Annotated in this window: 14 protein-coding genes; 9 read left to right on the top strand and 5 right to left on the bottom strand. The window is 52.9% G+C overall.

What is annotated here, in order from left to right; genetic code table 11:
- Positions 1 to 186: 186 nt before the first annotated feature.
- Complete coding sequence (locus CLR77_RS18075) at positions 187 to 2,547, top strand: site-specific integrase (protein WP_143269442.1); 2,361 nt, start codon at positions 187 to 189, stop codon at positions 2,545 to 2,547.
- Positions 2,548 to 2,584: 37 nt separating this feature from the next.
- Here CLR77_RS18075 and CLR77_RS18070 read toward each other — a convergent pair whose 3' ends face one another.
- Genes CLR77_RS18070 through CLR77_RS18055 form a run of 4 tightly spaced genes read right to left on the bottom strand, consistent with a single transcriptional unit; the run spans position 2,585 to position 4,568 of the window.
- On the bottom strand, positions 2,585 to 2,860 hold the full coding sequence (locus CLR77_RS18070) for a hypothetical protein (RefSeq protein ID WP_097462105.1): 276 nt from the start codon (positions 2,858 to 2,860) through the stop codon (positions 2,585 to 2,587).
- Entirely contained in the window at positions 2,857 to 3,150 is a 294-nt protein-coding gene (locus tag CLR77_RS18065) for a hypothetical protein (protein ID WP_097462104.1), read from the bottom strand. The genes CLR77_RS18070 and CLR77_RS18065 overlap by 4 nt, the downstream gene beginning before the upstream one ends.
- Positions 3,140 to 4,339 carry an Arm DNA-binding domain-containing protein gene (locus CLR77_RS18060; protein ID WP_097462103.1) on the bottom strand — a complete coding sequence of 400 codons (1,200 nt, stop codon included), beginning with the start codon at positions 4,337 to 4,339 and terminating at the stop codon, positions 3,140 to 3,142. Before CLR77_RS18060 ends, CLR77_RS18065 begins: the two co-directional genes overlap by 11 nt.
- Positions 4,332 to 4,568: a hypothetical protein gene (locus CLR77_RS18055; protein WP_097462102.1), complete on the bottom strand. Its 237-nt coding sequence runs from the start codon at positions 4,566 to 4,568 to the stop codon at positions 4,332 to 4,334. Before CLR77_RS18055 ends, CLR77_RS18060 begins: the two co-directional genes overlap by 8 nt.
- Positions 4,569 to 4,722: 154 nt before the next feature.
- On the opposite strand from CLR77_RS18055, the gene CLR77_RS18050 reads away from it, so the two are divergent.
- Positions 4,723 to 4,950 carry a helix-turn-helix domain-containing protein gene (locus tag CLR77_RS18050; RefSeq protein WP_097462242.1) on the top strand — a complete coding sequence of 76 codons (228 nt, stop codon included), beginning with the start codon at positions 4,723 to 4,725 and terminating at the stop codon, positions 4,948 to 4,950.
- Between the two features lie 94 nt (positions 4,951 to 5,044).
- Here the strand turns inward: CLR77_RS18050 and CLR77_RS18045 are convergent, their stop codons facing one another.
- Positions 5,045 to 5,914 (bottom strand): helix-turn-helix transcriptional regulator, encoded by an 870-nt coding sequence (locus CLR77_RS18045; protein ID WP_097462101.1) that lies wholly within the window; start codon positions 5,912 to 5,914, stop codon positions 5,045 to 5,047.
- Positions 5,915 to 6,026: 112 nt separating this feature from the next.
- On the opposite strand from CLR77_RS18045, the gene CLR77_RS18040 reads away from it, so the two are divergent.
- The 7 genes from CLR77_RS18040 (at position 6,027) to hhe (ending at position 23,072) form a co-directional block, all read left to right on the top strand.
- Complete coding sequence (locus tag CLR77_RS18040) at positions 6,027 to 9,611, top strand: hypothetical protein (RefSeq protein WP_097462100.1); 3,585 nt, start codon at positions 6,027 to 6,029, stop codon at positions 9,609 to 9,611.
- Entirely contained in the window at positions 9,608 to 11,635 is a 2,028-nt protein-coding gene (locus CLR77_RS18035) for a hypothetical protein (protein ID WP_097462099.1), read from the top strand. Before CLR77_RS18040 ends, CLR77_RS18035 begins: the two co-directional genes overlap by 4 nt.
- A gap of 363 nt (positions 11,636 to 11,998) precedes the next feature.
- Positions 11,999 to 13,132: a metallophosphoesterase family protein gene (locus tag CLR77_RS18025; protein WP_097462097.1), complete on the top strand. Its 1,134-nt coding sequence runs from the start codon at positions 11,999 to 12,001 to the stop codon at positions 13,130 to 13,132.
- Complete coding sequence (locus tag CLR77_RS18020) at positions 13,129 to 15,777, top strand: AAA family ATPase (RefSeq protein ID WP_097462096.1); 2,649 nt, start codon at positions 13,129 to 13,131, stop codon at positions 15,775 to 15,777. The genes CLR77_RS18025 and CLR77_RS18020 overlap by 4 nt, the downstream gene beginning before the upstream one ends.
- Before the next feature lie 138 nt (positions 15,778 to 15,915).
- The gene (locus tag CLR77_RS18015; RefSeq protein ID WP_097462095.1) at positions 15,916 to 16,647 is read left to right on the top strand and encodes a YaaW family protein; all 732 of its coding nucleotides are present in this window, start codon (positions 15,916 to 15,918) and stop codon (positions 16,645 to 16,647) included.
- The gene (locus tag CLR77_RS18010; RefSeq protein WP_097462094.1) at positions 16,640 to 17,548 is read left to right on the top strand and encodes a hypothetical protein; all 909 of its coding nucleotides are present in this window, start codon (positions 16,640 to 16,642) and stop codon (positions 17,546 to 17,548) included. Before CLR77_RS18015 ends, CLR77_RS18010 begins: the two co-directional genes overlap by 8 nt.
- A gap of 37 nt (positions 17,549 to 17,585) precedes the next feature.
- Positions 17,586 to 23,072: a DUF4011 domain-containing anti-phage protein Hhe gene (gene hhe / locus CLR77_RS18005; protein WP_097462093.1), complete on the top strand. Its 5,487-nt coding sequence runs from the start codon at positions 17,586 to 17,588 to the stop codon at positions 23,070 to 23,072.
- Positions 23,073 to 23,103: the final 31 nt, after the last annotated feature.

Below are 23,103 nucleotides of genomic sequence, written 5' to 3'. Positions count from 1 at the left end.
GCGTCTGCCCAGGAGTTGATACTGCGCTACGCGAAATCATTGTGTTCGAAGGATGACGCAAAGCGATTGACCTTCAGCCAAATAGCCGCGTTGTCCAGCGCTCAAACCGTTGTCGAACTACCGGGCATTGTCAGCCATTACCTGCGAACAAAGCACCTGGGGACTCCATTACTCCAGGCTAACTGGATGCGGTTGGTTTCCGGTAAGCAGGTGACGCCGGAGGTGGGCGAGGATGAAACGGGGAACGTGGATTATCTGACGCCTCCACCCGTTAAGTGTCATCCGATCTTGGGTGATCAGCTCCAAGCCTTCAAAGAGCTGTGCCGCGTTATTTATCGGAAGGAGCAGGGGGGCTCGGTCACCAAAACCCCGGCCGAGTTGCTATCGGATCTGAAGAAGTTTGTCAGCCGGACGGATTTGAGTCCTATTCTGCAATTGCTGACAGCCTGGGCCATTCATTTGGTGCGGGATGGGGGAATGGTCAAGAGCAGGCTCGCGCCCAGTTCTGTTGTGCGTTATTTACATTGGGTTGGCAGGGAGCTGATCATCCATTCCCCGGATCTGATGGCACCTGAAACACTGGATGCCGACGAGTGGCAAGCCATCTATGAAGTTTGTATCGCCAAGTCGAAGTCCTCTTCGGGGAATGTTACCGCGAGGCTGGCGGAGTTCCATCGGTTTCTGGAGGCACACTACGGTGTGCCGCCCGTCGACCTTGGTGCGCATGGCGGCAAACGACAAGTCGACGCCCGTCTGCTGACACCCCGAGAATATCTCAGGGTGCGTCAACTGATTCGCAAGAGCGGCGATACGGTTCTTACGGACATTCAAGAATTGGTGCTGATACTGGGATATCGCTGTGGCTTGAGGCGTGGTGAAGTTTGGAGCCGCCTTTTGGCGGACTTTCCTGGACTTGATCATCCGCGGGTGCAGCGCAAAGAACTTCTCGTGCGGCCCAACAAAATCAGCGGGATCAAGAGCTGGGCGGGCACCCGCAGGTTACCTCTCTCGCTCCTGTTGCAAGAGGATGAACTGGAAGTCTTAACGGCCTTTTATCGTAAGCGAAAGGCTGAACTCGTGGAGCGTGCTGGAAACCAGGCGCTTTTCTCCGTCGATGGCTTGAGTGGCTTGCCGGCCGATCAAAAGCTCGTATTCGACACCATTACCGCTTGCCTGCGGAAGGTAACGGGTGACCCGGCCTTTCGGTTTCATCATCTGCGCCACTCATTCGTCTCTCTGACCTTTCTCCGTTTGATGGAAACCTATCCTGGCGAACATGTACCCCAGGACTGGCGTCAAGGTCGGGGTGGCGCAGCGTTATTGCCTTCCATGCAGGCGCCTTTATGGCAGAGTGCGGGGCTGTCGGATACGCGACGGTCTGCCTGGTTGCTGGGGCAGTGGGCTGGGCATGCCTCGCCTGGGGAGGCGATGCTTTCCTACAGCCATTTGCTGGATTGGCTGACGCGTAGCTACCTTTGGCGTCCAGCACGCGGGCATGATTTATCGCGATCAGAACAATGTGTCTTGTTGGACAAATCCCAGGCGGCGATTGAGCAATTTCGTTACCGACAAGGTCTCAACGACAGAACAATTTCGGCTCAGCAGTTATGTGATCTGGTGGTCCATCAGTGGCCAAAGACGGCGATCAAGCCGCTGCCGGCGGGTCGTTGGAGCGAACCCAGCGTTCCGGATCCGGTTACCGTGATAGGTTACAGACCGGAGCGACATTACCGTTGTGCCTACGACCTGGCATGGCGTGCCCTTGAGAAGGTGCCAGGGTTCGATGGTAATTATCGCCCCCGAGGTGTGGAGGGGGCGGCGCAGATGCTGGATGTCTCTTTGAACGACGCTCAGCGGTGGCACCGCAATGCCATTCACCTGATGTCGATGAAGAGTACGCGACAGACCTCGGGGTTTTATTACGACGAGCAAGGACAAGTCATCGAACAGCGTGCTCGACTTTCGACAGGAGCGCCAGGTGTGAAGCGATCGCTGGACGAAAAGGATTTCCAAAAGGGTCTTCCGGAACTCCCCACTTTTATCGCGCCGCCCCGTGGTGAAATCGGGCGGCAGAGCGCCGCCAAGTGGTACGAGAAATTGCTGGGGTGGCATAGCTCGGCGCCGAAGGAAGCCAATGCCTGTATGACAAGCGTGCTCGAACATGCTCAGCGATCACGTGCGCGAATCAAAACCCGCAGTGTCCAGAGCCATCAAATGTTTTGTCGGCTATTGCAACGGGTGGGGTTGGAATCCAGCATTCGGGTTCGCGTGCATCTGAGCGCTAGTACTCCTCAGCATGTCGCGCTGAAGCATTGGGCCAAGACATTGGCCGTCCGAGAAAAGGCGATCACTGTTAAGGTCTTTGATGATGACCAAAGGCGACTCGGATCGTTTGGAAAATCGCATGTGTTTGTGGACCCACCGAAGGCGTTCCATGGCAAATTGGATCGTTTCTGGTCGCCGTTTCGCTTTGCCGTCATGTCGGCTTTGGTGGTCACAGGAGATTTGGTAAGCGCTGAGACTCAAAAGGAGGCGTCCGTTCCCTGAACGTGCGAGAGGGCGGTGTTGGCCGCCCTGCGGTGATTTAGAGAGGTTCAATCTGCTGGACATGCAACTGTTTACTACCCGGTCTTTGACTGATACGCAGCGAGGCCAAAATGCGTCGACCGACAGCAGGCTTCCATTGCGCTGGCATGCGATGTTCTTGCAGGTAGGCAACCGCGTATCGGCCACGGCGGTAAAGCAGCAGCTTCCAAAGCGGTGTCCCTAAAAGAGGGTGAACCAGTGCATCCACTGAGAGAATAGTGAAGCAATCCCGCCAGAAGGCCAGGCGAACAGCGTGATCTTCGTTAGCCTTCATAGGGGTTCCCTCCACGCCGAGAGGTGCCTTTCCACTTTTGCGAGAAAGAGCGACAACGTTTCTCGTGCCGGCACAATACCCTCAGTCACCATCACGCCATGGATCCAGGACGCCATCGCCTCCAGGTTGGTACGTTCTCCACCCAATCCCAAGACGGGTACGAGGTCGTTCCCCTGAGAGATGGCCAGCGCCTGACAAAGTGCGCCGGCCATATTTCGGATCAATCGCCGTTCGGCTGGCGTGAGCAGGCCTTGAGGAATGGTGCTGATCATTTGGGCATTAGACTTCATCGCTTGCCTCCTCCAGGGACTTGGCCAGATCAAATTCCGATCGAAGCAGTCGCTCAAAGGCGGAGCCATCTCGGCGGGTGAGGTTCGGTACATACCGGGAATACACCCGGAACAGCATTTCCGTCGTTGTGTGACCCATCTGACGCGCAATCCATTCCGGGCTTTCGCCTGCAGCGAGCCAAAGCGTTGCAGCGGTATGTCGGGTTTGATAGGGGCGGCGTTGCCGCAAGCCCAGGTAACGGAGCAGGGGATACCACACGCGTTTTGTCACATTGTTGTGACTCAGGGGCGTCCCTGATCGCGTGCAGAACACGAAGCTCTCTTTACCCGTTGCCTTCTGTTGGTCCTTCAGCGCGTCGACCACAAGTTGTGACATCTCGATCGCCCGAAACGAGCCGTCATTTTTCGTATAGTTCAGCTCGCCATTGACCAAGGCCTGGCGGACCAGAATCTGTCGTCGCCCGAAATCGACATGCTCCCACTGCAAACCGTCGATCTCCCCCGTACGCATCCCGGTAAAGAACCGAACGGTGTAGTAATTGCGAAAGTCTGCCCGAACGCTGGAGAGGATCAGCTTTACCTCGTCCAGCGAAAAGGGCTCCACATCCGTGCGAGGCACTTTCAATGATTTAATGCCGTGGTAGGGTGAGCTAAACTCATACCGGTTGGCTGCTTCACTCAGGATCATGCGCAAAGGCGTCATGATGTGGTTAATGCGAGTTGCTGACAGATGTTTTCCGCTCCGGGACGTAACTTTGGCGAGTGAGGCCCGAAACTCGAGAATGTCTGCCTTAGTGATGCGGCCAACCTCTTTTTCCCCAAACCTGGGCAACAGGTAGTTGTTCAGGGTCAAGCGCACCGTCGCGATATGCGACTTGCGCCACTGGATCTTCATCTCCTCAAACCAGTCCCAGGCGAACTGATTGAAGAGCGGTGTTTCGTGATACTGACGAGCGGCTGACAATGCGCGTTTGCTGAATTTCTCAGCGTTGGGGCTGTTCGGAAAATAGCGCCCATATTCAAAGGTGCCGAGCGTAATTTCGGCTTCGATCTTCTTGAGAATCTGCTCCAGCTTCCGGCGATTGACCGGTGTGTTGTCCAGCGCTGTTTGCTCTCGGCAACGTTTGCCGGCGTAGCGAAAATCGAAGAAGAGCTTCTCAGTGGATTCACGAACTCGAATGCTACCCATTCATCACCCCTCCATTGGCCATGGGAATCGCATAGGCGCCATTCTCGGAGTGCATGCCCATATCACGTTCAATCGGCTCCCAGAGGTAAAGGATTTTTCGTCCACCAAAGGGGCGAATGTAGTGAATACCCTCGAGAAGCACCGAATCCTTCAAGCGCTCACGAATCGTGCGAGGGTCATACTTGATGCGTTCCGCTAGCTCTTCGGTGGTTAGGTAGTGCGTTGTCATCTGATGTGGCTCCTAGTGGCATAATGTAGCGTACAAGCTACATAATAAGATGATAATCGTCGTTGTCAATGAGCGTTTGTAGATTATTTTCTACGTTAGATGAGGGAGGGCGTCGGGTTTGCTACACTGGGAAGACTTTCAGGTGGGACAAACCATGATTCGTTTTCGACTCAAAGAGCTGTTGGCAGAGAAGGGATTTCAGGAGAATCGGCGGGTCACCTTTGATGAGGTTTCCAAGGCCACGGGGATACATCGAACGACGTTGTCGAAGATCGCCAATCAGCGAGGCTACAACACGACGACGGAGATTTTGGATAAGCTGTGCCAATACTTCCGTGTCCAGATAGATGAGATCGCACAGTATGTTGACGTCGACGATTAGCGTCATCGGTTCTCCGGAGGAGAACTCGCAGAAAATGAGTTTAAGAGTAGGCGTTCGCCCAAATCACATGCAGCGGCACTAAATCAATAAATGCTCATCCGAATATGAAGGGAGCAATCTCATCTTTATTCGTCACAATGAGCGGATGCTCTTCAGGCTTAAACCGTGTTTCATCCAGAAAAATGTTCATAGATAGCATCAGGTAGTGAGCCAAGGCTTGTCTCACCTTTATCCGAAGGGTATTTGTGCTGCCCATTCCATAATCGAGCGCGACCATTTTCTGTTGCCCGAGCGTTAATTTGGGATTTGGGGTGAGGATCAAATCAACGTATTGGTGCCATCGAGCATCTAAAGTTGGATTGGCCTCAGGCAGCGCGTCGTCCACGAATTCGGCGTCGGGTGCGATCCGGGTCAAAACGAAATCACGAAAATCTCTGTGTTTTTCACACCATGCGCGGGCATGCCAGCGCAAGCCGGAATAGACCAAAGTGTGCGGCGCGATAATCCGATCTTCTCCTTCGGGATTTGAGTGAGATCGATAAACGATCTCAAGTCGCCCATGGCATTGTGTCGCTTGAACGACTTGACGGACTACGTCGGTGGATACCGCTCTGTGGGGAATTGATACTGCTTCGGTAGGTGCCGGCAAATCGTGTAGCCCAGCAAACGATGGATTCAATGTCTTGTGCTGAGTCATCAGCGAGAGGTATTCCCCCAAGTCACCCTGGCTGAAGCGAAAACTGAACGTAGCGCTTGGGATATATCCTTTGAGCTGTGCTGAATAATTTAGATTATTCCCGGTATCAACGTTGTACTGTTTAAAAATCTGAGAGCCAGTTGTTCGACTGCTTATGCCGAAAGCTTGCTTTAAATGATTGTTTGTAACCCGGCCTTCCCAATAGGCGACTACTTCGATTAAGTGGAACTTACTTTGTATGTCCCAAGCGTCTTCCTTGATTGACATGGCTATTTGACGTACCTGTTCAAAAATTGGACGTATTGGAAACCTATCCAGTATCGAGTTTCCCCTCAGAATTTTGCGATCCTAATACCCTGCATTAGTTAGGGTGATAACGATGATAGCAGAGTTCAAAGATTTCGATCTGGAGAAGCGGCCTTTTCAATCACCACTCGATAAGGTCTTGCAGCAAGATCTGAGCGACAGAATTGGACGGACCGCAAATGAGGGTTGCCTGGTACCTGTTCTCGCCCCAACGGGCATAGGCAAAACACACAGCGCCAAGAGCCTTATTTTGGAAGAGCTGGTCAGCCAGTTAGCTCTGGGTGGCGGCGAGCCTGACGTTGCTCGAACGATCTATTACATCACGAACTCTGTCGACAATGTGCGTCATACCTATGAAGAGCTGTTGGAACTGATAGAAACACAATGTGTTGATGGTTGCCGCCGATTCTCCGCAGGCCAGCAGGCGGTTTTAAACGCGCAAGTTGTCTATTTACCCAGCCAAGGATCCCAGTTACTCAAGTTGAGTGACGCCGCTGTTGAACGTGTTATTGATCTGTTTGAGCTGAACACCGACCCCCAAATTCGTCGTGCTTGGCAGGGTGTTAAAAAACTGCGGCAAGCGATCGAATCCCACCCAAATATGACGGGTGGGTTCCGAGAGGCTCTTGATGAGAAGGCTTCGGAAACCTACCGGCTAATGCTAAGCCGCATACAAGCTCGCCAGCGTGGTGATCATCCCGTCGCATTGAGCGAGTCGGACTATCGAGACCTCGATCATCTGATACCAGGAGACAAGCTGAGACGAAAGGCAGCCCGTGTTTGCTTTATGACAACCCGCAAGTTTCTTGCTGGATACCAAACACTCAAAAATCGCGTGCATCCGATTCGGGAGCTGAATGGGGCGCTCATCATCATTGATGAGCTGGACCGTCAAAATGAAGTCATTCTGCAGGTTTTGGCAGACCAGCAGGCGATGGATCTAATTCAACTCATGCGAACCCTCCATGCCAATCTCCAGCAGCATCGACTAGAGCGTTCTGCACTCTATGAAGGTATCGAGGAGAATTTTGACTCCCTGAAAGATGGTTTGGCCGAGTTTGCCGAAAGCTGGAATATTCAGTTCGCCTTCAACACCGATGGTGCCAGCTTGGAAGATGAGAAAGTTCGCCTTTTCTCGGACCGCTCGGTAACGCATGTCCATAGTGCTGAACACCTTCTTAAGCTCCGAACGGATTCGAAGCGACAGAAAAACCTGATTCATAGCGAACCGAAGGAATCGGGTACCGAAATCAACAAACAGCGCAATCGCTTGAGCCGCTTTGTGAATGAGGCTGATTGGTTGTTTCGTCGGTTTATCTGGATCATGCGTGAGTCGGTTTGGTCCTACCAAAATAATTCCGCAAAGATCAGCAACGGCAGCAATAGCGGACGGGGCGCGACGTATCAAGACGCTGTGATGTCGATCCTTCGGCACTTCAACCTTCATGAGCTCAGCAACGCTGTGTTTGCAGCCTTCGATGCTCAGGTTAGTTTTTCCGGCCGCCGTGATAAAACATCTGGTTCATCCAGTCGTATGGCGTCTCGCACTTACCACGATAATGGATTGAAGCTGACTGACGTTCGGCGCAACGAAAGCGCGCTCGACACTGTCAGCTGCCATTACACCGGGCTGTCCGTGACACCCTCGGGTTTATTGGCGCGCATGGTGGAGGGTGGCGCCAAGATTGTTGGTGTTAGTGCGACTGCGACGTCGCGAACGGTGATCAAGAACTTTGACTTTGACTACCTAAAGACTCGGCTTGGATCACGGTTTGTTGAGCTTTCCGAGTTCCAGGTGGCAGAGATTGGTCGTTATTACCGATCTCGTCGACAATATGATGAACGTGGCGTGAAGGTTGAAACGCAGTTCTTGACGGCGGGTAGGGAGTTGCCAATCGCTGTGATGGAATCTCAGCAGGGACGAGCCGTGCGTAAGCCTGCGACAGTGCTCAACCACTGGCTTCAACAGGAATCGGGCAATGATTTTGTACTGACTTGGGTGTCAAAGCTTCTACAGGCCCTGCAGCATTTCATGGACGCGGCAGATAGTCGATACATGCTGGTTTTGCTGAATCGCACTATTGATTCGACGCGGCATAGAGAGTTCGTTGTGTTTTTAGAAACCTTCCTGTCGGCGAAAGGAAAGAATGCGGGGAGCGCAGTCAAACTGTTTTCGGGCATGGATGCGCAGTCTATGCGTTTGGGGGACTTTGAATCCGTCCAGGCTCACCTTAGCTCCACAAACGATAAAGTAATTGTATTGTCCACCTATGCCTCTATGGGCGAAGGTAAGAATCCTGACTACCTCGTAAAACATCCCGAAGACAGGCAGGCACTGATCTGGGTTGGTGATGGACCTGAACCGGTGGAAGTACGCACTGATATCGATACGCTATATCTGGAGAAACCAACGCACCAACTGCTATCAGATGCGGAAGATTATCAAGTCAATCAGTTGTTGCTCTTCCATCAGATTATGGCTTTACAGGAAGCAGGGTGGATCTCGCCTCGAGAGGCCCGGGGCTGGGTGAAGCAAGCCCTGATAGGTATTCGATCGGACCGCCATTTGGGGCAGTACTACAGAACGGGCGACTATGCCTGGTTGATTCGCAAGGTCATCGAACAGGCGGTTGGACGAACAGCTCGTACGGCATTCAAAAGATCCAGAATTCAACTCCTGGCGGACGGCGACCTACGCGAAGTTTTGGCTTCGGATCCTCGTACCGGCGAAAGCCTTTCCCATGAATATCTGGCGTTAGTTGATGGTTCGAAAGCTGTGATCAACGCACCGATTGAGGATCGAGAAACGCTTCGACGATACAACCGGGCCGCGTTGTATACGGCAGATACGCTGGCCTTAATCAAAGAACTGATGTCGGGCTTTCGGGGCGCTGATCCTCAATCCTCTATTCAAAGTTGGGAGACTTTGCGTCGTCAGTTGCTGACAGAACCAACCAGAGCAACACCGTCAGGCGAGAATCCTCGTCTGTATTTGGAAGCGCCCACGGTAGGCGGCTATCTCTTTTCGGGAAACCTGGATGCTGATTTAGAGGCGCTTGAGTCGGACGATCAGCTCAAGTTCTTTGATCAAGCCATCAATGGGCGCTGGGTGAGTGAGGCAGATTGCGACTTACCCCAATTAATGCGGAATTCTTGTGTCCGCAATCACTTTGAGACCAATGGATTCGCCACGACTTGGCAAAGCCATTTTTATCTTATGAATCCCGCCGCTTATTTCAATCTTTACAAAGGTGCACTTGGCGAGGAAGGCATTCGGGCTGTTTTAGAGAGCTTTGGTTTTGAACTTTCTCCCTTGCCCCAGTCGGTTTTTGAATGCTTCGATTTCGTCGGCCATACCCGCGAATATCCTCAAAAAATTGCCATCGATGCCAAACATTGGCGGGCTGACGGCACTGTCGAGCATCACCAACAAAAAGCGGAGGCCTTGGAGCAGTCCCTCGGCATTCGCTACGTCGCTTACATCAATCTCTTTGGTTCTTCAGATTCGATTTGTCGCTTCCTAAATCATCAGCTGACGCCGGTTAGTCGACAGATGAGTACTGTTATTGAAATTCCAGGCCTGGTCGATCGAGGTTCCGGTGAAGTGATCGAAGGGCATGTTATGTCGATGTTGGAGTGGATGGGAGAGCGCCAATGAGTTCTGTTTTGACCTCCTTTGTGCAAATGGAAGCAATTGATCGGGCCGCTTTGGCAGAAAAGTTTGTAGTTGCCAGCGTTTCATACAGCGAATTGAGCACAGATGAACGTAATACTCAGCTGCCGACGCTTCCTGGAAAAATCTACCATTCAGGCCGAGTCCTTTCTCTTGTGCAGGATCGCAAAGAGTCTAAGTACTGGCTCTTGCTGCCGTTCAGCCAGTCCATTCAATTGAAGGACGAATCGCTGGCCGTTAGATGTGAGCCTTTTGAACAAGTCGACGGGTGGGTTTTGAGGAGTCTGTTGATTAGAGCTCTGCCGCGGTTACTGGAACCAGGCTATGGTCCGGGTCGGTTTGAGGCGGATGGGCTCTTCTACGTAACCGGCGACCGAGAGCTTTCAGGACGAGGAAACATCATCACCGCGGTCCGTATCGATCCGACGTGGAGTCGTACCGCTAGAAAATGGTATTTGGCCGTTCAAACGCACACGTTTACACCGACAAAAATTCATGAAAGAGATGGCCGTATTCCCCCCAACGTCGCGAAGTTGCCAAGGTATGAACTGGATATTGTTGGACAGGAACTAAAACGTGCAAGGACTGGTGAATACGTAAGAAAAGCCCTATCAAAAAAGCACAAAGCCCGAGTGCCGGCGGTAGACCTAACAAGAACGACACTAGAGGCGTACTACTCCACACGCCTTGGTGTTCTGTCGATTTTTTTCGAGGACCTCAAACGAGCGTATGGGGATGCGGTCAGCATTGAACTGGAGGCTATCACTCCGGAGGAACACCGCCTCGTCCGTGATGCAGAGGTGTCCGCGGGTTATGAATCCTTGCACCGGACATTGCGGGAAAATCCCATTTGGATCATCAATGCCAGCTCCGATGAAGATGCAGCAGCCAGACTTGAGACGGAGATTAAACGTCTAGGTTTTGACGTCAAGATCGCAGATGACATCTCGCCCAATGAGTTGAATATTTTGTTGGTAGATGAAAAAGACAGCTACGAAAGCAAGGACGTCGACCCTTACCAAATAGCCCGCAAAACATACCAAGACGCGGTTATACAGTCATGCTATCCAGAGAGGCTGCGCAAGGAGGGTAAATCCCATGTGGCCGAAGTCTTGGTAAAGGAGTTGCTGATCAAATGGGAGGTTAAGCGCCGAGAACTGATGGTGGAATATCCGGCTTTGCCAGAGGATGCCTGGTTTATCATGTCGATGAGGCCCAAGCATGAGAATCTACGTCCTAAGGCGCGTTGGCCCATGTATTTCTGTCAAAAGCGCGGGAAACAATTGGAGTTTGGTGCGTTGACCGATGAGATGTTTGAAAGCCTGCAGGTTGATCTGAATTCTGAAATCAAGAGACAGGTTTTTGAAGGTTACGATCGCGCTGACCTTATCTATTGGCCAGACTCTGGTCATGCCATAGTGGCTGGAGATACCGGAGCGGTGAGCTTGCCAGATGAAAAACGTATTCATCAGTGGGTGGCGGAGATTGATCGGACGTTGAGCCAAGGTATCCCGGCATCACTGCTTGAACAATATTGTCTTCGCCATCCGGATAGTCCTATCACTTCTCGTCTGCGAACCATTATGGCTGGCTGTGAATCGGTGATTGAGGCAGAAAGCCTAAAAGATATTGGCTATAAGCGAAAATCAGACCAGCACTTTCACGACTTCCTTTCTGAAAACGGGGCTCGCCTGAAGGCACCTTTTGCATCTTGGGACGCCGGTGCGCTTCAAGCGACGACAGGTATCTGGATAAATCGCTTAACGGGCTTTTATATGGCTGGTCCCAAAGGATCCCCTTCCCGAAAACAAGGCAATTTCTGCCATGTCTATCGGGTCAATGCTGGTGATGAGTCTGTGCCGGATTGGTTTTGGGACTCTTTAAAAGTCTGGCACGTACGTCATAAAGGGCCGACCGTTTTGCCCTATATCTTTAAACACCTCAAGGAATATGCAGCACGCCAGACTTTTGCTGATTCTGAACCGATGAGCGTGGTTCGCGCCCGATAAAAGGTGATATGTCGCATCTGTACTGGTTATTTACCTATGGACATCTAATCTTATGAAGTTTTGGCGACATTATTTGGTTATCGGGCTGCACTTCTCAATGCACTAGCCAAACTGACCAAAACTACTGTCATGGACGGCACGCTGCTTTAGCCTCAGCAATGCTGTCCGTGTCCGCAAAAGAGGACGGCATGAACGCTAACACCGCTCGGTATGTTTACGGATTACTGGACGAAATTCGTGGTGAGAGACGTTTTATAAAAAGCGTCGACGGCCGCTTTTGCAGTGGCTACCTCCGCATGTGCGAGAGCCTGCCTCAACTGATTCCTGCCTTTTTGGGACTAGAAACGGAAGGAGCCGACTGAGATGCCGCGATTTCTCCACACTGCTGACTGGCAAATCGGCAGAACCTACAGCCGCTTCGCACCTGACGATGCGGCCGCGCTGGCCGAGGCGCGTTTTACGATGATAGAGCGTCTGGCCCAATTGGCTGTCGACGAGCAGTGTGAGGCGGTGTTGGTCGCCGGGGATGTGTTCGACGCCCAGACCGTATCCGACCGCACGCTACGCAGGGCCTTCAACGCCATGAGCGCTTTTTCGGGCCCTTGGGTGTTGCTCCCTGGAAATCATGATGCCGCGCTGGCGGAAAGCGTGTGGACTCGGGCTCTGCGTCTTGAGACGGTGCCCGCGAATGTTCATCTGGCTCTTGAGCCAAGTGTTGTCGATCTGTCCCCGCAGGGGATTATGGTCTTGGCTGCGCCACTCACCCAGCGTCACACTTATGAGGATCTGACGGCGGTATTTGATAGCTTACAAACGCCGGACGGGCTGTTGCGCATTGGGTTGGCCCACGGCAGCATTCAGGGCGTTTTGTCAGAGTCTGTCGATTCGCCGAACCCCATTGCTCCAGACCGCGCTGACCGTGCACGGCTAGATTATCTCGCTTTGGGCGATTGGCATGGTGCCAAGCAAATTGCCCCTAGTACTTGGTATAGCGGTACGCCCGAGCCGGAACGATTCCGCAACAATGAGGCAGGCTTCGCCTTGGTGGTAGAGATTGAGGGGCCGGGCGCTGAGCCCAAGGTAACGTCACATCGGACGGGCCAGTATCAGTGGCACCAATGGCATGAAACGCTTCAGGTGCCAACGGATCTGGACGCCGTTCTAGCCCGTCTGGAAGCATTGGAGGAACCTGCCGTTGTCGATATTCAACTGGAGGGTACTCTTGACTTAGGTGGCGAAGCCAAGCTCGATCAGGCGCTTTCGGTCGCCCAGGGGGTGCACCGCAGTGTTGAGTGTGATCGCTCCCGTTTGCGGCTTCTACCCACTGAAGAAGATATTGCGGCACTCCATGCCGATGGTTACTTGGGGGAGGTGGTTGCTGCTCTGCGTGAAAAGGCCATGGATGACACTGGGGCTGCAAGAGAAGCTCTTGTGATCCTTGCTGGGCTGTTGCGCGATCGGCAAAGCAGGGGAGTTAATGGGGAGGGCAACCCGTGAAACTCGATCGCATTCAGGTTGAACAACTCAGACAATTCCAACAACCTCTTGTTTTAGAGGGCTTGGAGCCAGGCATCAACCTTATCCATGGCCCCAATGAATCCGGCAAAAGCACCTTGGTGCGCGCCATTCGTGCCGCATTTTTTGAGAGACATCGTTCTAGTAGCGTCGATGATCTTCGTCCCTGGGGAGACTCTGCAGCCACGCCGACTGTGACACTGGATTTTGAATGGGGAGGAGAGCGCTGGCATCTCGTTAAAAGCTTCCTGCATCGCAAACGCTGTGATCTGTCCATCGGTGCCCGTTCATTATCGGGAGAGGACGCTGAAGATCGGCTAGCGGATCTGCTTGGTTATCAATTCTCCGGGCGAGGGGCCAGCCAGCCGAAACATTGGGGTATTCCAGGGCTGCTTTGGGTAGAGCAGGGCACCGGTCAAGTATTGGCGGAAGCTGTTAACTTTGCGGGCGACCACCTCAAGTCCGCGCTCAACAGTTTGCTGGGGGAAGTTGCTAGCACCGGTGGCGATGACATTATTCAAACCGTCAGGCAGCAACGAGATGCTCTGCTCACCAGCACGGGCAGGCCCCGCGGTGACTTACAAAAATTCTCAGAGCGTGAAGAAGCCCTGAAGTCGCAGTTGGATGCCTTGAATGCCCGCATCGCCGACTATCAGACACAAGTGGATCGCCTGGGGCAATTACGCCAGCAACAAAGGCTAGACGAGCAGGAACGTCCGTGGGAGGAGGCTCGCCAGCAATATCGTAAAGCTGAGCAGGATTTCCAGGAAGTTGAGCGGTGGCGTCAAGACCAGCGACGGGAACAGCAAGCGTTGGATAGCTGTCACCAAAAACTCGAGCTGTTGCAAGAGCATCTGCGGCAAGCGGAGGGCCAACAAGCACAGCTAAAGGAACGGGAGCGACGCTATCACGAGGCCAGTAACGCATTAAACCGGGCTGCAAACCAAGGTGCTGGCGTTCAGGATGAAGAGGTTCGAGCTCGGGACGCCTACGAGCGCGCGCGCGATATGTTAAAGCTCGCACGGCAACAGGAAGAACGTCGGGGGCTTCAACGAGACCTGAATCAGCTTAGCGACAATCTCCAGACACTGAAGGACAGACTTGGTCAAGCACGGACATTCCAGCAACAGTTGAAAGACCTTCAAGATACGCAGCAGCGAGAAGGCATTGATTTCGAGGCACTAAAGAATCTTCGAAAGGCGGAGCAGTCGCTCAATGAGGCCAGGATCCGCTCCGAGTCAGTCGCCACCCTTATTGATTACACCCTTGAACCGGGTCAGGAGTTCCATCTGGACGGTGAGCCGTTGACTGGTCAAGGTCATCAGCAATTGCTGCAGGAGGCGGAGCTGGCAATCCCTGGCGTCGGGCGACTGCACATTACCCCGGGGGGTGAGGATCTCTCTGAGCTGCGCCTCCAGCTCTCCCGTCTTTCCGAGGAACATCAGCGCCAACTGGCTACCCTGCAGGTCGCTTCTTTGGCGGAAGCTGAGTCTAAAGCCGAGCGCCAGGCCACGCGACTGAATGACATCAAATATCACAAAGACATGCTGGCTAACCTGGCTCCAGACGGACTGGATGCGCTTACCGGCGAGCTTGAGTCTGGCAATCGTCGGAAGGAGCAGTTGCAAAACGACTTGGCCGAGCGACCTGAATGCCCAGGGGAAACACCTTCCCTGTCTAGTGCCCAGGGCGCTTTGGACGTCGCCGAGAAGCGTGTTGGTAAAGCGCAAAAGGCGGCCCGTGACCACCAGAGCGCACTCGCATCCGCCAACGTGCAGAAGGAAAACGCTGAACAGGAATGGCAACTTCTTCGAGAGGAGCTTGAAAGCGATGCATATCGGTCTCGTCAGAAAAAGCTAAAAGATGATATTGCCGGCGCGGCCCGGGACAGAGATGAGTTGCAGGCAAAGGTTGAACAACGTCAAACCCGCATTGACCAAGCCAGACCTGACCTACTGCAACAAGATATGCAGCGCTATCAGGCGAGTGCGGATCAACAGGAGAAGGCTTTCCGGGACAGGGCTCTCGAACTCACTGGCCTGCAAAGCCGTTTGGAAGCCGAAGGCGCCGAGGGTCTTGAGGAGCAGCGGGACGAATGTTTGGTGCAGCATGAGCAAGCTCAACGCCGCTACGAGGAACTCAAACGCCGAAGTGAAGCGCTGGACCTGTTGCTCAACCTGTTGCAGGAGAAGAAGCAGGCCCTGACTCGACGGCTTCAGGCACCTCTGCAGCGCCATCTCGACCATTATCTAAACATACTATTTCCTCAGGCCCGCCTTAGTGTCGACGATGACCTGATTCCCATGACGCTGAGCCGCCGCGGATCGCAAGGTCAGGAGACTGGACCGCTGGAAGCGCTTAGCTTTGGCGCTCGGGAGCAGATGGGCCTGATCAGTCGCTTCGCGTATGCCGATTTACTGCGAGAGGCGGGACGGCCCACGCTGATTCTGCTTGACGACACTCTAGTTCACAGCGATCGCCAGCGTCTTGATCAAATGAAACGAATCCTGTTCGACGCAGCTCATCGTCACCAGATTCTTTTATTTACTTGCCACCCGGAACATTGGCGGGATCTTGGGGTTGAACCCAGGGACTTGCTAGCACTGAAGGCTACGCCACAGAATTAAATCGCATAGCTTCGAAGAATGACGGTAAGTTTTATCGCCTGTTTGTCGAGCCGCGCTGAGGTGACGATTATAGATCGCTTCATAACTATATGAAAAGTAGCAAAATATCAAATCTATTCTTGGTGATGCGAGGGCGTAATGATCAGTACAGAAGACTTGCTCAGTACAAGTTCAAATGAAGAATTGGAACCCCTAGTTCAATACATAATCGAAAGGGGCGGATGGACTGAACGTTTGTCTGGAAAAACTCGTTACAAGGAGCATAGTCCAAGTCATCGAGAATATTCTGATCTTATATTGCAGGAAATCATAGAGTTTGGTGGTAACTCATTAATAAGCGGTTATAGGCTTCCTAGCTATGAGGAGGTTGCGAAGGATGTTGCGAAAAAGCTTAAGGTCAAGAAACCACACAAATATGACCTCATTGCGCTGGAAGAACAGATAATTATTGCGGTAATTAGAATAATTGAGAAAAAGTTGTCCGCCAAGCAAAAATCTGACTTGGATGAAGAGCTTAAAAAGTTTGGGTCGAGCTTTGCGGATGTTTATCTGTTGCTACATGATGGTGCGCTCAATGGGGCTGTGCGAGCTGCAGGGCTGTATGCGGCTGGCCGTGTTATCACGGAAACGTTAGTTCAGCAGTTTCTAGTGCAAGCGGGTCGGGCTTTCATTGTGCCTCCCGTTGTTGCCTTAGCCGGACCTATAGGGTTGGGTGTTGCTGGTGCGTGGGCAGGGATTAATCTGGCAGGTCCGGCATATCGAGTAACTATTCCTTGCGTGATTTATATTGCGGTACTTCGCCAGAAGCATATGCATTCAGAAATTGTCGATCGACATAACAAACAAAAAGGAGATTTTTTTGATGGCTGACCTCAACGTGATTTTTGATGTTTCGCAAGACATATTAGACGGCTTGTCAAGTGGGCGACTTGAGCGGGTTGGTGGCGTGATTAGGGAGGCAGGTGGAAAGCAGGTATACGCTTGGCTTCGCGAAGGTGGTAGCGTTGCCTTGGATAGCGATAATGCAAAGCTTCTGAATCAGTTGAATGTGCTTGGTGCCCATGCGCAGTTTGTATCCGCGATGTCTGTCGTCAACCTTGCGGTGAGTGTAGCAGGCTTCGCAATAATGTATCGAAAATTGAACTCCATAGAGCAGCAAATTAATCAGGTTTTACTCGGCCTGGCGGATGTTTCGGAGTCTTTAGAGTGGCTCCATGTAAAGGACCTTTCTTTTAAGGTGGCAAGGGTGGTTTCCGTGATTAAGGTTCTTGCTGAATACGAAATTTATAAAAGTAAGAATGTCAAAGAATCTGTACTGATAAAGGCAGTTAGCGATTTGGCCGAGTTGCAGGAATTTTTTGGTCAGTCTTTGAGGCTAATAATTGATAGACGGATGGATTTAAAGCGCTTCGACGAGTTCATGGCAACCTATAGAGCTTGGGTCTCGGCTGGTACTATTCGCTCACAAGTTCTGTGTTGCTTGGACGAGGATGATGTGGCGCAAAAGCAACTGATTTCTTTTCGCCATGAGCACTCTGTCTTTGGTGAGCAGTTAAAGTTAGTGACATCAGACTTTAAGCGCCATTTAGGGGAGAATGTAGCGGCGCGCGAATCATTAGGCAAAATCTACTCTCTATGTGTTGAGACGCATGAAATTATTAGAGGGCAATGTTATTTGTTGGAAAGTGGGCTTCATCGTTACTCTTTAAGTGCTCCTCAAACGGCTGAACTTGCCACGTTTAACGGAATTGCGGTCCTTAGGGCAGCATAGAACGACGTAGAAAAATTGACGGTCAGGGATAAAGTGCATGACTGAGCAAAGCCAGAGCATTACAGAGAGCCTAAAAAGCCAGAATCCCTTTACGCTGGACGCACTTGAAACCATGCGTAAAAAGCTTCTGGATCTCACGTCTCGCAACCGCTTGTTGAATTTCCCCATCACCCAGAAAGGATCATCGTTACGGATTATCGATGAGCTACCTGACCAGCTCTTTCAGGAGTTGATGGATGACAAAACACTGCATTTCCAACCGGTGCCACCTCCAACTCGCGAAGAGCTGATAGACGAAGGGTACCTGACTATTGATCCCAAAACCGGTGAAGATAAAAGCCTGAAGCCTGCCCCGGATGCCAAAGAATGGGCGAAAGTATTAGGGCTGGACACAGGGTTTGAACTCCCGAGAGCGGATAGCAGCAGTGGTGAGGAGAAACACCAGGATGATGCGATCCAGGTTTTACTCTACCCACCCGAAATGGAAGCTCGCCTGCGTACCATTCGCAATAAGGCGCAAACGGCTATTGAGGAAACGGGGGCCAGCATTCTCTACCTCTCCCTGGGTTTCCTGGAGTGGTTTGAGAGCGATGAGTCCGACAAGGCTCGACTTGCTCCACTCTTCACGCTACCGGTAGCCCTTACACGAGGTGAGATCGATTCCGCGACGGGTACCTACGTCTATACCTTGAAGTACACCGGCGAAGATATCCTTTCGAACCTGTCATTGCGGGAGAAACTGGCGCTAGATTTCGGTCTTGTGCTTCCCGATATCGAAACCGACGAACTGCCCGAGCATTACCTGGATCGAGTGGCTGAATTGATTCATGGCACAAAGCCTCGTTGGTCGGTTCGCCGCTACGGGGCATTGTGTCTGCTTAATTTCGGCAAGATGCTGATGTATCTGGACCTGGATCCGGAGCGGTGGCCGACCGATCAGCGTAACTTGGTCCATCACCCTATTATCAACCGGTTTTTCACCAGCGAAGAGACGGAACGCTCTGCGGGCGGTGCGAGCGTTGAGCATCCGATTGATGAACTGCCTGATGTGCATGAGCAGTTCCCTTTAATCGATGATGCTGACAGCTCGCAACACAGCGCGTTGATTGATGCGGTTAAGGGTGAAAATCTCGTGGTCGAAGGACCGCCCGGAACGGGTAAGTCCCAGACCATTACCAATCTGATTGCCGCCGCAATGTTGCGCGGTAAAAAAGTATTGTTTGTCGCAGAAAAGATGGCGGCGCTGGAGGTCGTGAAAAATCGACTCGACAAGGCAGGATTGGGAGATTTTTGCCTAGAGTTGCATAGTCACAAATCCCAAAAGCGTAAGGTACTGGATGACCTGCAGACGCGCTTACACAACCAGAAGCATCTGCGCTCCACGCGAGCTATTGACGCGGAAATCGCACGCTATGAGCAGCTTAAGGAAGAGCTAAATGCCTACGCCAAAGAAATCAATTCTACCTGGAAGCAAACAGGAAAGAGCATCCACGAAGTTTTCAGTGCTGCCTCGCGCTATCGGGAATCGGTCGCGGTCCCAGCCGCAGATCTACACATCGAGGATTTGGATGGAGAAAACCTCAATACGGTTCGCCGCCTGCAACTGCGGGATCAGGTCCGGGAGTTTCAGGACATCTATTCCCGCATGCGAGAGCAAATTGGGGATGAGGCACCCATTGAGGCGCACCCGTGGTTCGGAGTAGAGCGCACTGACATCCCGATTTTTGATGCTGATCGCATTGTCAACGTAGTGAACGACTGGCAGCAGTCGTTGATCGCGTTGGCGGGCGAGGGTCAGCGAGTCGGCGCGATACTCGGTCTTGCGCCAGGCAGTCTCAGCACACTCAGTCAGATAGAGGCTCTGGCTCTCGATTTGGCCGATTTACCCATACTTTCGGAGCGGGCGTTATTGTTGGCGCTGTCTTCGCTAAATCCGCTCACCATCGAGGAGGTGGAGCAGTATTTGCGGGATCATCGCGACCTGCAAGCTCGCTATAAAGAGCTCGCGCCTTTCGTGAACAGTGAGTGTTTGAAGTCTCTTGCCAAGGGTGAACCGTTACCCGCCTTCGCCGATTTGATGCGTTTGACGGGGGCCGCCCGAGACTTGCCTCTTACAGAGGTGGTTGCCGACGCCGTTCGCGTTGAACAGATTAAGAGCGGATTAGACGAAGTTTATGAGGTCATTAGCCAGCTCAAGGCGGCCCTTCCCTCTGGCTTGGCGGGTGATATCGACGATAACTACTCCGGGCTACGTCGAGCACTGGGTTTGCTGGTCTTGGTCGGTAAGCTGGATGGTCGTCATCTTTCTATGCGTACCCCGCTGCTGGATGACGATGGGGTTGATGCGCTCCTGGCCGACATGTCCCAGCGCCTAGAGGTTCTATTACCGCTCCACGAACTGATTCAAGGCACTTACAGCACGGAACGCCTGTTGTCAGAGGCTGAACTGGACAGCGTCAAAGCCCAACTGGAAAGGCCCGGCATGGGCAAGTGGTTTTCCGGGGACTGGTGGCGCGCCCGTAAGACTTTGAAAGGCCAAGCCTCAAAGCCGGGCATAAAGCTTACTGCCCTGCGCGAGAGACTGGAGCAAGCCATTGAGTATGCCTCCCGTCTGGCCGAATTCCAGGCTCGCCCCTATGAAGCGGGCTTGGGCGATCAATTCAGGGGATTGAATACCGACGTTCAGTCACTGACCGAATTGCGGCACTGGTACAAGCAGGTACGCAATGTCTACGGTGTAGGGTTTGGGCCAAGAGTGGCGCTGGGAGACGAGTTGCTATCGCTGTCGCCAGCTTTGATCAAGGGGATGCACCAGCTGCGGGACAGCGGCGTGGCTGATAAATTGCGCAATCTGCTCGGTGATCTGGATCAGTTGTCATCGTCCTTGCCCAAACTCGCCGAGACGATCACTCACGCCCAATCACTCTCCGGTCCGAATGGCTCCCTGGCTCACGCAGGGGACCAACTGAAGTTGGCGCTGGAACCTATTCAGTCTTGGTTCTCCGATACCGAGCTTGATCTGGAATCCCTGCAAAGAAGGATTGATGAGCTCCGTGAATTGAGCTCAGCGCAGCGGGAATGGTCGGACAATGCGCTATTGGACCGTGTCTTTGAGGGGGCCGTATCGCTCTCTCTAGGACCTTCGGCTGACAATCAGGAGACGTTGGAGGCGATTCGCGACACATTGGATTTCGCCAACTACATTCACCGTCGTCTGCGCTTTGACCCGTTAAGGGATGTCATCCTCGATATCGAAAATCATTCAGATTACCTTCGGGTAAAACAATGTGGGGAAATATTGGTCCCAGCCTGGGAAGCCCAGGAAGCAGCGCTTGATGTTTTCCGTGGCGCGACTGAGCTCAACCTCAACGGATGGCTGAAAACGTCTGGTGATGATCTGTCCGCAGTGCTAGCGCGAAATGAATTGGCCATGACAAACCCCGCGTGGCTGAACGATTGGGTTAACTATGTCCGCATTCGCAATGAAATGGCCAAGGCCGGTTTGGAGCGGCTTTGGCGTCAGGTCAGCGACGGCCGGTTGGCCATAGCGGACGTGGAGGCAGGGCTAAATCTGGCGATTTTTGATCAGCTGTCCCGCGAAGTAGTGAGAGAACGTCCTCACCTTGCTCGCGTGTCCGGCAAAAACCAGGAGGCCAAGCAGAACACGTTCCGCGAATATGACCAGAAGCTGAAAACGCTACAACGCGAACGTATTGCCAGCGAAGTGGCCGAGCACAATGCGCCGGAGGGTGTCTCCGGAGGACGCAAGTCGGATTACACGGAACTATCCCTCCTGCGCAATGAACTGGGCAAAAAGTCCAGGCATATTCCCATTCGGCAGCTTATCAATCGGGCAAGCCGTGCGATTCAGGAACTCAAACCCTGTTTCATGATGGGGCCGATGTCGGCGGCGCATTACCTGAAGCCTGGCCATATCGAGTTTGATCTGGTGGTTATGGATGAAGCGTCACAGGTGAAACCGGAAGATGCACTGGGTGTGATTGCCCGTGGTCGGCAATTGGTTGTGGTAGGAGACCCCAAACAGTTGCCGCCCACTAGCTTCTTCGACCGTCAGGACATGACAGACGGAGAGGATGATGCGGCCTTGGCGCAAACAGACAGCATTTTGGATGCTTCCCTGCCGTTGTTTCGCATGCGCCGACTGCGTTGGCACTATCGCTCTCAGCATGAGAGCTTGATCGCTTTCAGTAACCGCAATTTCTACGACAACGATTTGGTGATTTTCCCGTCTCCCAATGCCCAGTCCGAGGAATTTGGCATCAAGTTCCACCACGTCAGGGGCGGGCGCTTCGTTAACCAATACAACGTAGAAGAGGCTGGTGTCGTCGCCAAAGCGGCCGTTAAGCACGCCTTGGAACGACCTCATGAATCGCTGGGTATCGTGGCGATGAGCGCCAAACAGGCGGAGCAGATTGAACGGGCGCTTGAGGAGGCCTGTAAAGCCGATCCGACACTGGCTGACGTAGTTGAGAAGCTAAGGACGCAGGAGGATGGATTGTTCGTCAAAAACCTGGAAAACGTCCAGGGTGACGAGCGGGACGTGATATTCATCTCCTTCACCTATGGGCCTGGCGAAGTCGGTGGCCGGGTATACCAACGCTTTGGGCCGATTAATTCGGATGTCGGTTGGCGCCGATTGAATGTGTTGTTTACCCGTTCCAAGAAGCGCATGCATGTTTTCAGCTCGATGCGGGCGGACGACATCCTTACCTCGGAAAACACGAAACGCGGCGTGATTGCCTTGCGAAATTTCCTCCATTTTGCCGAGCGGGGGAATATGGATGGTGTGGCTTCCCACACCGGCAAGGCGCCGGATAGCGACTTTGAAGTGGCGGTGATCGACGCGCTTTATCGAGAAGGTTTCGAGTGTGAGGCGCAGGTCGGTGTTGCCGGCTTCTATATCGATATCGCCGTCAGAGATCCGGGTAACCGCGGGCGCTACCTGATGGGCATCGAGTGTGATGGTGCCACCTACCACTCAGCGAAAACCGCCCGAGACCGGGATCGTCTGCGGCAGGAGGTTTTGGAACGTTTGGGATGGCGGATCCGGCGAATCTGGTCAACAGATTGGTTCAGCAATCCCAAGGGCGAGCTGGAGCCGATCCTGCGGGAGCTGCACCAACTGAAGACGACTTCCGAAACAGCCCGTTTGGAAATACAAGAAACATCGTTAAGCTTTGATGCTCTGTTAGAAGAGTCGGCGGAAGACTTGCAGCAGTTATCCGGATTTGATGCTGAGATGCCCTTGCGAGAGCGCTTGCAGTACCTTAGCGACAAGGTGATCGCACGGACATTCCCCGATACGCCAGCGGAAAACCGTCTATTGCGCCCAGGCATGATCGAAGCACTGGTGGAGCATCAACCTGTCGACCGCAGTGAGTTTGTCGAATTTATCCCCGAATACTTACGAGAAGCCACTAGCAAAGATGAAGCCCGCCAGTATTTGGACCTGGTGTTGGATGTTGTCGCTGGCGCGGAGTTGGAATCCGAAGTGGAAGGGTAATGCCCGGTGAAATTTATCGCATATTTTCGGT

The organism is Mangrovitalea sediminis (assembly GCF_002514725.1).
Classification (GTDB): domain Bacteria; phylum Pseudomonadota; class Gammaproteobacteria; order Pseudomonadales; family Oleiphilaceae; genus Mangrovitalea; species Mangrovitalea sediminis.
Note: the sequence above shows the minus strand (reverse complement) of the source record. Positions and strands in the feature narration are given on the sequence as shown.

Bases quoted from the DNA above. Each gene is read 5' to 3' on its own strand.
- CLR77_RS18040 (WP_097462100.1), top strand. From the start codon at position 6,027: ATGATAGCAGAGTTCAAAGATTTCGATCTGGAGAAGCGGCCTTTTCAA.
- hhe (WP_097462093.1), top strand. From the start codon at position 17,586: ATGACTGAGCAAAGCCAGAGCATTACAGAGAGCCTAAAAAGCCAGAAT.
- CLR77_RS18025 (WP_097462097.1), top strand. From the start codon at position 11,999: ATGCCGCGATTTCTCCACACTGCTGACTGGCAAATCGGCAGAACCTAC.
- CLR77_RS18055 (WP_097462102.1), bottom strand. From the start codon at position 4,568: ATGACAACGCACTACCTAACCACCGAAGAGCTAGCGGAACGCATCAAG.
- CLR77_RS18035 (WP_097462099.1), top strand. From the start codon at position 9,608: ATGAGTTCTGTTTTGACCTCCTTTGTGCAAATGGAAGCAATTGATCGG.
- CLR77_RS18065 (WP_097462104.1), bottom strand. From the start codon at position 3,150: ATGAAGTCTAATGCCCAAATGATCAGCACCATTCCTCAAGGCCTGCTC.
- CLR77_RS18050 (WP_097462242.1), top strand. From the start codon at position 4,723: ATGATTCGTTTTCGACTCAAAGAGCTGTTGGCAGAGAAGGGATTTCAG.
- CLR77_RS18010 (WP_097462094.1), top strand. From the start codon at position 16,640: ATGGCTGACCTCAACGTGATTTTTGATGTTTCGCAAGACATATTAGAC.
- CLR77_RS18060 (WP_097462103.1), bottom strand. From the start codon at position 4,339: ATGGGTAGCATTCGAGTTCGTGAATCCACTGAGAAGCTCTTCTTCGAT.
- CLR77_RS18015 (WP_097462095.1), top strand. From the start codon at position 15,916: ATGATCAGTACAGAAGACTTGCTCAGTACAAGTTCAAATGAAGAATTG.
- CLR77_RS18075 (WP_143269442.1), top strand. From the start codon at position 187: ATGCGGTTGGTTTCCGGTAAGCAGGTGACGCCGGAGGTGGGCGAGGAT.
- CLR77_RS18045 (WP_097462101.1), bottom strand. From the start codon at position 5,914: ATGTCAATCAAGGAAGACGCTTGGGACATACAAAGTAAGTTCCACTTA.
- CLR77_RS18070 (WP_097462105.1), bottom strand. From the start codon at position 2,860: ATGAAGGCTAACGAAGATCACGCTGTTCGCCTGGCCTTCTGGCGGGAT.